At 67.7% G+C, this 8,112-nt stretch carries 8 protein-coding genes; 4 read left to right on the top strand and 4 right to left on the bottom strand.

All coding sequences use genetic code 11. The features are described 5' to 3' along the window. Positions 1-295: 295 nt before the first annotated feature. The 3 genes from FHP25_RS19825 to FHP25_RS19815 all read right to left on the bottom strand — a co-directional run bounded on the left by FHP25_RS19825 (position 296) and on the right by FHP25_RS19815 (position 3,007). The gene (locus tag FHP25_RS19825; protein WP_147848685.1) at positions 296-1,162 is read right to left on the bottom strand and encodes an SDR family oxidoreductase; all 867 of its coding nucleotides are present in this window, start codon (positions 1,160-1,162) and stop codon (positions 296-298) included. Between the two features lie 199 nt (positions 1,163-1,361). After that, the gene (locus tag FHP25_RS19820) at positions 1,362-1,940 is read right to left on the bottom strand and encodes a hypothetical protein (RefSeq protein WP_147848684.1); all 579 of its coding nucleotides are present in this window, start codon (positions 1,938-1,940) and stop codon (positions 1,362-1,364) included. Positions 1,941-1,984: 44 nt separating this feature from the next. After that, positions 1,985-3,007 carry an NADPH:quinone oxidoreductase family protein gene (locus FHP25_RS19815; protein ID WP_147848683.1) on the bottom strand — a complete coding sequence of 341 codons (1,023 nt, stop codon included), beginning with the start codon at positions 3,005-3,007 and terminating at the stop codon, positions 1,985-1,987. A gap of 189 nt (positions 3,008-3,196) precedes the next feature. Between FHP25_RS19815 and FHP25_RS19810 the strand changes: the two genes are divergently transcribed. The 3 genes from FHP25_RS19810 (at position 3,197) to FHP25_RS19800 (ending at position 6,122) form a co-directional block, all read left to right on the top strand. Next, positions 3,197-4,534, top strand: coding sequence for a DUF2330 domain-containing protein (locus FHP25_RS19810; RefSeq protein WP_218578462.1), 1,338 nt, complete (start codon positions 3,197-3,199; stop codon positions 4,532-4,534). 160 nt (positions 4,535-4,694) lie between these two features. After that, the gene (locus tag FHP25_RS19805) at positions 4,695-5,606 is read left to right on the top strand and encodes an RnfABCDGE type electron transport complex subunit D (RefSeq protein WP_147848682.1); all 912 of its coding nucleotides are present in this window, start codon (positions 4,695-4,697) and stop codon (positions 5,604-5,606) included. Between the two features lie 54 nt (positions 5,607-5,660). Then, the gene (locus FHP25_RS19800) at positions 5,661-6,122 is read left to right on the top strand and encodes a DUF1203 domain-containing protein (protein WP_147848681.1); all 462 of its coding nucleotides are present in this window, start codon (positions 5,661-5,663) and stop codon (positions 6,120-6,122) included. Positions 6,123-6,125: 3 nt separating this feature from the next. On the opposite strand, the gene FHP25_RS19795 is transcribed toward FHP25_RS19800, so the two are convergent. Continuing rightward, the gene (locus FHP25_RS19795) at positions 6,126-6,674 is read right to left on the bottom strand and encodes a GNAT family N-acetyltransferase (protein WP_147848680.1); all 549 of its coding nucleotides are present in this window, start codon (positions 6,672-6,674) and stop codon (positions 6,126-6,128) included. Between the two features lie 133 nt (positions 6,675-6,807). On the opposite strand from FHP25_RS19795, the gene FHP25_RS19790 reads away from it, so the two are divergent. After that, on the top strand, positions 6,808-8,076 hold the full coding sequence (locus FHP25_RS19790) for an acyl-CoA dehydrogenase family protein (protein WP_147848679.1): 1,269 nt from the start codon (positions 6,808-6,810) through the stop codon (positions 8,074-8,076). Positions 8,077-8,112 lie beyond the last annotated feature (36 nt).

Below are 8,112 nucleotides of genomic sequence, written 5' to 3'. Positions count from 1 at the left end.
CAATCCAGCACCACTCGCCTACGCTCCTTCATCGCATCGGTCTCCAGCCACGGCATGCTCACCTCCATGCCAAAACTGTTACCGATGTATCCGGTCTATTCCGTCACCGATCTAATCGGTCTGTACAAGGGGCCCATCGGGCAAGGCCCGATGGGAGGGTGAGGGGTACGATCGTCCAGTCTCTGCCTTCGCGGGCACGACCTGATCGTTCTTACCCCTCACCTTCCCATGCCTTCGGCATGGGCTCCTTCCTCTCCCCGCTCTCGCGGGGCGAGGAGACTGACGACAGAGGCGCCTACTCGTCGAGCACGGCGGGTGGCTTGTAGAGCGGGAAGCCGTTATAGGGCTGCGAACGCTCGTGGTCGGGCACGTCGAAGAACGACGAGCGCGCGTTGTTGTGCAGCCCGCCATCGATGCGGATCATGGCGCCGGTGATGTAGGACGCCGCTTCGGACAGCAGGAACACGATGGCGGCCGAGATCTCCGACTCGGTGCCGTGCCGCTTGAGCGGCACCCGCTTCTTGACGCCGCGCAGGACGCCCGCGGCGCTGGCCGGGTACCGGTCGAGGCCGGCCGAGGCGATGAAGCCCGGCACCACCAGGTTGACGCGCACGCCCGAGACGGCCCATTCGACCGACGCCGTCCAGGTGAACGCGGCCTGTCCGGCGCGCGCGGCACCGTTATGGCCCATGCCGGGCATGCCCAGCTCGTAATCAGCGCCGACATTGACGATGGCGCCGCCGTTCTTCTCCATCCACCGCAGATAGACCTCGCGCGACACCAGGAACGTCGCGGTCATGTTGTTGCGCACGACCGCGTTCCAGCCATTGGCCGAGATGTCGCGCAGCGGCGCCGGGAACTGGCCGCCGGCGTTGTTGACCAGACCATCGATCCGGCCGCTCCAGTCGAGCACGCCGGAAACCGCGGCCCTGACCTGGTCCTCCTCGCGCAGATCGGCCGTGGTGCAGAAGACATCGCCGCCGCCGCCCAGCTCCTCCCTCACCGCCTCGAGCTTGGACATCGTGCGCCCGATCAGCGCCAGGCGCGCGCCCAGGGCCTTCAGCTCATGTGCCGTGCAGCGCCCCAGGCCGCTGCCACCGCCCGTGACGATGATCGTCTGACCGGCGAACAAGCCCGGCCGGAAGACTGAGCGATAGGACATTCAGGACTCCCTGTTTTCACCTCTCCCGCAAGCGGGAGAGGTCGACGGACGCGAAGCGTCCGGTCAGGCATATCGGCCGTCGGCCGATATGCCGAGGTGAGGGCTTCACACGAGGCATCTCCTCCTTGGACCCTCACCCTCCCATCACGCTTCGCGTGATGGGCCCCTCCCTCCCCCGCCTGCGGGAGAGGGAACGACGCTACCGGGGCTCCGGTCTGTAGGACGCCACGATGTTGCGCATCAGCGGCATGCTGCGGTCATAGGCCGTGCGTGAAGAGGCGTTGAGGATCTGGTAGGCCCAGACTCCCGACTCGGCGATGAGCGCCACCACGACCACGCGCTCCGTCGAGCGTTGCGGCACCGAATAGACCTGCGCCCGCCGGCCACCGCCGCTTTGCAGCGGGATCGGCGCCAGGGCCGTGGGCAATTGCGCTGTGTCCGTCGTCGACACCGTCCGCTGCGCCAGCCGCAAGGCGGTGCGCTCCGGCGTCTCGCCGGCCACGAACCGCGTGATGCCGATCTCGGCCACCGAGCCACCGTCGCGCGGCGCGATCTGGGTGGCGGCCTGCCCCGCCGGCGCTCCCGGCGCCACGGCCCACGCGCCCGGGATCGTGACGGAGTAGCCGAGCACGCCGGGCTCGGTCACCGCGATCCGGCCATCCGTCTGGCTCCAGCCGCCGCGGCTCGGTCCTTGCGCCGTCGGCGTCGTGCCGGCGGCGCAGGCGGCCAGCGCAAGCGACACCGCGAGCGGACCGAGGATGTTGCGCAGCGATGCCATACCTGTCTCCTTCATATCGATGTCGCGGCGGTCCGGCGCTAATCCTAGCGCGTGGGATCGAGCGCCGCCTTGCCGACGACCGTGCGGTCCGAAATCAGCTGAAATGCCTGCACCCACCTGTCGAGCGGGAAGATGCCGGCAACGCGCGCCTTGAGCTTGCCCTGCTCGAACCAGCCGAACATCTCGGCCAGCGCGTCCTGCACCAGCGCACGCCGACGGGCGATCTCGACCGGGTCGACGACCTCGCCGGGACGGCCCCAGCCATTGTAGTAGCCGTAGTAGAAGCCGATGACCGTGATGTTCTTGACCAGCAGGATGTTGGCCGGAATCTGCGGGATCTTGCCGCTGGCGAAGCCCATCGGAATGATGCGGCCCTCGACCGCCACGCAGCGCAGCGACTGCTCGAAGATCTCGCCACCCACCGGGTCGTAGATCACGTCGGCGCCACGGCCCGAGGTGATCTCCAGCACGCGGGCCCGGATATCCTCGCGTCGCGAATCGACCAGATGATCGGCGCCGTGCGCGCGCGCCACCGCCAGCTTGTCGGCGCCGCCGGCCGTCGCGATCACGGTGGCGCCCATCGCCTTGCCGACCTCGACCGCCGTCAGGCCCGAGCCGCCGCCCGCGCCATGCACCAGCAGCGTTTCGCCCGGCGCCATCTTCGCCTTCCAGCGCAGCGCGCCATAGGCCGTGGGATACAGCGTCGGAAAGCTCGTGGCGGCGGCGAAATCGAGGGTATCGGGGATGCGGTACAGGTTGCCGGCCGGCGTCACCACCTCGGCGCCGAACGCGCCGCTGGACACCGGTCCGGTGACCCGGTCACCGGGCGCGAAGCCCGTCACATCCGCGGCCACTTCCATGACCACGCCCGCCATCTCGTTGCCGGGAATGTAAGGCAGGACCGGCTTGTTCTGATGCTTGCCCTGCACCCCCAGCAGCGTGGCGAAGCTGACACCGCCGGCATGCACGGCCACACGGACATGTCCTGCCTTCAGCGCCGGCGGCGGCACCACCTCGATTCTGAGAGCCTCGATGGGGCCATACTCGTGACAGACCAGGGCGCGCATGAGCTCGAACCGACCGGATGAAAGGGAGGGCACCCTAGCGGCGTCGTTCGTGCGCGTGCAAGCGGACTGTCGTCGCCCGCGCCGCGAAGCATGACGATATCGCGCCGCTGCCACCAACCTGCCATAATGCGGATGAAGTGGCGCCACTTTCGACAGCGACAGTTCCGTCAGGGTTCAGGGAGGTCGATCGTGCTCAAACGCGCGATGGTGGCCGTGGTGATCGCGGTTGCACCCGTGTTGAGTGGTGTCCCCGAAGCTGCCGCGTTCTGCGGTTTCTATGTCGGCAAGGCCGACACCTCGCTCTTCAACGAAGCATCCCAGGTGATCCTGGCCCGCGACGGCTGGCGCACGACGTTGTCGATGATGAACGACTACAAGGGCGAGCCGAGCGACTTCGCGCTCGTGGTGCCGGTGCCCGTGGTGCTGCGCCGCGACCAGGTCAAGGTCATCGAGAAGAAGACCTTCGACCGCCTCGATGCTTATTCCGCGCCGCGATTGGCGGAGTATTTCGACGACGATCCCTGCCTGCCGCGCGTGCTGCCGTCGCCGATGGCCAGCAGCGCGCCCGATACCGTGCGCCGCCGCGGCGCCGATGCGCTGGGGGTGAAGGTCGAGGACAGCTTCTCGGTCGGCGAATACGACATCGTCATCCTCTCGGCCCGTGAGTCGGACGGGCTGGAGACATGGCTTGTGCAGAACGGCTACCGCATCCCCTCCGGTGCTGCGCCGGCGCTGCGGCCCTACATCCTGCAGGGCATGAAGTTCTTCGTCGCCAAGGTGAACCTCAAGGCGCAGGCGCGGACCGGCGCGCAGTTCCTGCGGCCGCTGCAGTTCAGCTTCGACAGCGAGAAGTTCATGCTGCCCATGCGGCTGGGCATGATCAACGCCACCGGTCCCCAGGACCTGATCGTCTACGTGCTGAGCCGCGAGGGCCGCGTCGAGTCGACCAACTACCGCACCGTCAAGCTGCCCGCCAACATGACGCTGCCGACCTATCTGCGCGACGGCAGGCAGTTCACCGATTTCTACAAGACGATGTTCGACCAGCAGGCGCGGCGCGAGAACTACAAGGTGGTCTTCACCGAATATTTCTGGGACATGAGCTGGTGCGATCCCTGCGCCGCCGATCCGTTGTCGCGCGAGGAGCTGCTCGCCGCCGGCGTCTCGTGGCTGCCACCCGACGGCGGCCCGCCGCCGTCCTCGCAGCCGGGCCGCCGCCCGCCGCTGCCGCCATCGGCGGCCAACCCGGTGATGCTGACGCGCCTGCATGTGCGCTACACCCCCGAGAGCTTCCCGGAGGATCTCGCCTTCCAGGAGACCAAGGACCGCCAGAACTTCCAGGCCCGCTACGTGCTGCAGCACCCCTGGCGCGGCAGCCCCGACAAATGCAAGGCGGCATCGGACTACCTGAAGGCCCTGCGCGAGCGCCAGGACCGCGAGGCCAGGGCGCTGGCCAATCTCACCGGCTGGGACATCAACGACATCCGCCGGCAGCAATCGCGCGCGCCGGCGGTGACGCCGCGCTGAAGGCTCGCTCCTGTGGCCGCACCTTCCGTCATCCCGAGCGCAGCGAGGGATCTCCTGCGGCAAGGTGCACGCTGCGCCATTCGCGCGAGATCCCTCGCTTCGCTCAGGATGACAGAAGCCATATGCGATCGCCCTGCCCCTCCGGAGGAAGGAGCCGCTCATGACAATGCCGGCGGCCACAACCCGGCGCTCGGTGCCGGTGCGCCGTTGGCGTAGCGCATTCTTGCGGTCGCGCCTGGGCGTGCGCATCACATCCATCGATGCACGCTACCTGCAGATCGGCTTCCTGGGCTCATTCCTGCTGTTCGGCGCGTTGGCGCGCGACTTCGCGTTGCGGCCCGAGCAGGTGGTGCTCACCTTCGCTGCGGCGCTGCTCACGCAGCTTGCCGGCGCGCGGCTGACCGGCCTGCCTGGCCACAGCCTGCTGAGCGCCGCGGTCACCGCCCTCGGGCTCAGCATCCTGGTGCGCGCCGATTCGCTGTGGGTGCATCCGCTGGTCGCCATGCTGGCCATCGGCGCCAAGTTCGTCATCCGCTGGAACGGCAAGCATCTCTACAACCCGGCCAATCTCGGCGTGATGATCGCGCTGCTGCTGTTGCCCGGCGCCTGGATCTCGCCCGGCCAGTGGGGCAGCGACATGCTGCTGGCGCTATGGGTGGCGACATTCGGCGTGACGGTGTCGGCCAGCGCACGGCGCTTCGACATCGCCTGGGCCTTTCTCGCGATCTATGTCGGTCTGCTTGCCCTGCGCATCGTCTATCTCGGCGCGCGCTGGGCGGTGCTGGAGAACCAGCTGTCGAGCGGCGCGCTGATCCTGTTCACGTTCTTCATGATCACCGATCCGATGACGACGCCCAATCATCGGCTGATGCGCTTCGTCTACGCCGCGATCGTGGCCATTGGCGCTTTCGTGTGGACCTACGTCTTCTTCAGCACCAATGGCCTGGTATGGGCGCTGTTCCTCGCCACGCCGCTGGTGCCCCTGCTCGATCGCCTGATGCCCGCCGCCAAGTTCCAGTGGCGTCCGCCGGCAGCTTCCCCGCTGGCGGGATTGCCGGCAAGCACCGGATAGCCGCCCGGCGCGACCTGGTCCCATATGCCCGTCATCCAGACGAGGGACCCAGCCATGAGCTTTCGAATCACGGGCCTGCCGGCCGCGCATTTCAGCCACCTGTTCGCGCTCTCCGATGCCGAGCTCGCCGCTGTCGGCGCCGTGCGCCGCGTCGCCGACGCGCGCGACCCGGGCTATCCCTGCCGCATCAGCCTGACCGACTCGCAGCCGGGCGACGAGCTGCTGCTGGTCAACTACGAGCACCACGCGGTCGATTCGCCCTACCGCATGCGGTTTGCCGTCTACGTGCGCAAGGGCGAGGAGACCTACGACAAGGTGGACGAGGTGCCCGTGCAGCTCCGCCTGCGCATGCTGGCGGTCCGCTCCGCCGGCGCCATGATGGTCGACCGCGAGCTGGTCGATGGCAGGAACCTCGAAGAGGCGGTCGAGCGGCTGTTCGCGGAACCGCGCGCGGCCTACCTGCACGTGCACTACGCCGCGCCCGGCTGCTACGCCGCGCGCATCGACCGGGCTTGATACTTACAACGCGGCGGAACGGCCCGGTTCAGGACCGCCGCGCTCGATCTCAAACCACACCGCGTCGATATCCTTGTAGGTGACGCGCTTGCGGTAGGTCATGCCCAGGCGCGTCATCACCGCCTGCGAAGCATGGTTGTCGGGCTTGGTGATGGCGAAGATCGACGGCAGGCCACGGCGTTCGAAGCCGTAGCGCAGCGACACGCGCCCCAGCTCGGTGGCGTAGCCCTTGCCCCAGGCCTCGGGGTGCAGCGCGTAGAGGATCTCGGTCTGGCCGTCGAACTCGGGGATCACGCGCAACCCGCCGTGGCCGATCAGCTTGCCCTCTTCATCGCCCTCCTTGAGGAACAAGCCCCAGGGACCATGGCCATCGCTCGCCCAGCATTGCGCAAAGTAGGCGATGGTGCGCGCCGCGTTGTCGACGGGATCGCCGCCAGCCGACGCCGGCAGCCAGCGGGCGACCTCCGGGTGATAGCGGATGTCGGCGTAGGCCGGCGCATCGCGCTCGATCAGCGGGCGCAGGATCAGGCGGGCTGTGATCACGGTATCCATGCGCCGATACTGTGTCAGGCTGTCGAAGCTGTCATCCCGCCGGACACGCGCCCGCCACGCGGAATGCAGGCCTCGCCGCCTGCATGGGCGGCGGCTAGGATCGCCATGAATGATCGTTCATCGGGAGGACGCCATGGACTTCGAGATCCCCGCCGACATCAAGGCCTATCTTGCCGAGCTCGATGCCTTCATCGAGCGCGAGATCCGGCCGCTGGAGCGCGAGAACGACAATATCCGCTTCTTCGATCATCGCCGCGAGCACGCCCGCACCGACTGGGACAATGACGGCCAGCCGCGCCACGAATGGGAGGCGCTGCTGGCCGAGATGCGCCGGCGCGCCGACAAGGCGGGCCATCTGCGCTTCGCGCTGCCCAAGGAGCTGGGCGGCAAGGACGGCAGCAACCTGGCGATGGCGATCATCCGCGAGCACCTCGCCCACAAGGGGCTCGGCCTGCACAACGACCTGCAGAACGAGAGCTCGATCGTCGGCAACTTCCCGGTGGCGCTGCTGCTGCATCGCTTCGGCACGGTGGAGCAGAAGCAGCGCTACATCGAGGGCATGCTGACGGGCAAGGAGCGCATCGCCTTCGGCCTCACCGAGCCCAACCATGGCTCGGACGCCACCTTCATGGAGACCACCGCCGTGAAGCGTGGCGGCGACTGGGTGATCAACGGTGCCAAGCGCTTCAACACCGGCATGCACACGGCCACCGTCGACCTCGTCTTCGCGCGCACCTCGGGCAAGCCGGGCGACGCGCGTGGCATCAGCGCCTTCCTGGTGCCGGTCACCACATCAGGCTTCAAGGTCGAGCACATGTGGTGGACCTTCAACATGCCCAGCGACCATGCCGAGGTGTCGATCAGCAATGTCACCGTCCCGGCCTCGACCATGCTGGGCGAGGAAGGCATGGGGTTGGACGTGGCCCAGACCTTCGTGCACGAGAACCGCATCCGCCAGGCCGCCTCGAGCCTGGGCGCGGCGCAATATTGCATCGACTGTTCCGTCGCCTATGCCAATCGCCGCATGGTGTTCGGCCGCAAGCTGTCGTCCAATCAGGCGATCCAGTTCCCGCTCGCCGAGCTGCATACCGAAGCCGAGATGACGCGCGGGCTGGTGCGCAAGACGGCGTGGTATCTCGACCGCGAGCATCACATGGATGTCAGCCCCTGGGTGGCGATGGCCAATTACCGCGCCAACCGGCTGGTCTGCGACGCCGCCGACCGGGCGATGCAGGTGCATGGCGGCGTCGGCTATTCGCGCCACCATCCGTTCGAGCACATCTTCCGCCATCACCGCCGCTATCGCATCACCGAAGGCTCGGAGGAAATCCAGATTCGGCGTGTCGCGGGCTCGCTCTTCGGCTATTGGGGCACACAGAAGGCACCCAAGGCGGCGCCGTGACCGGCACCGCCGGCACCGGCGCCGGAGAGGATGATC

The organism is Vineibacter terrae (assembly GCF_008039615.1).
Classification (GTDB): Bacteria; Pseudomonadota; Alphaproteobacteria; order Reyranellales; family Reyranellaceae; genus Vineibacter; species Vineibacter terrae.
Note: the sequence above shows the minus strand (reverse complement) of the source record. Positions and strands in the feature narration are given on the sequence as shown.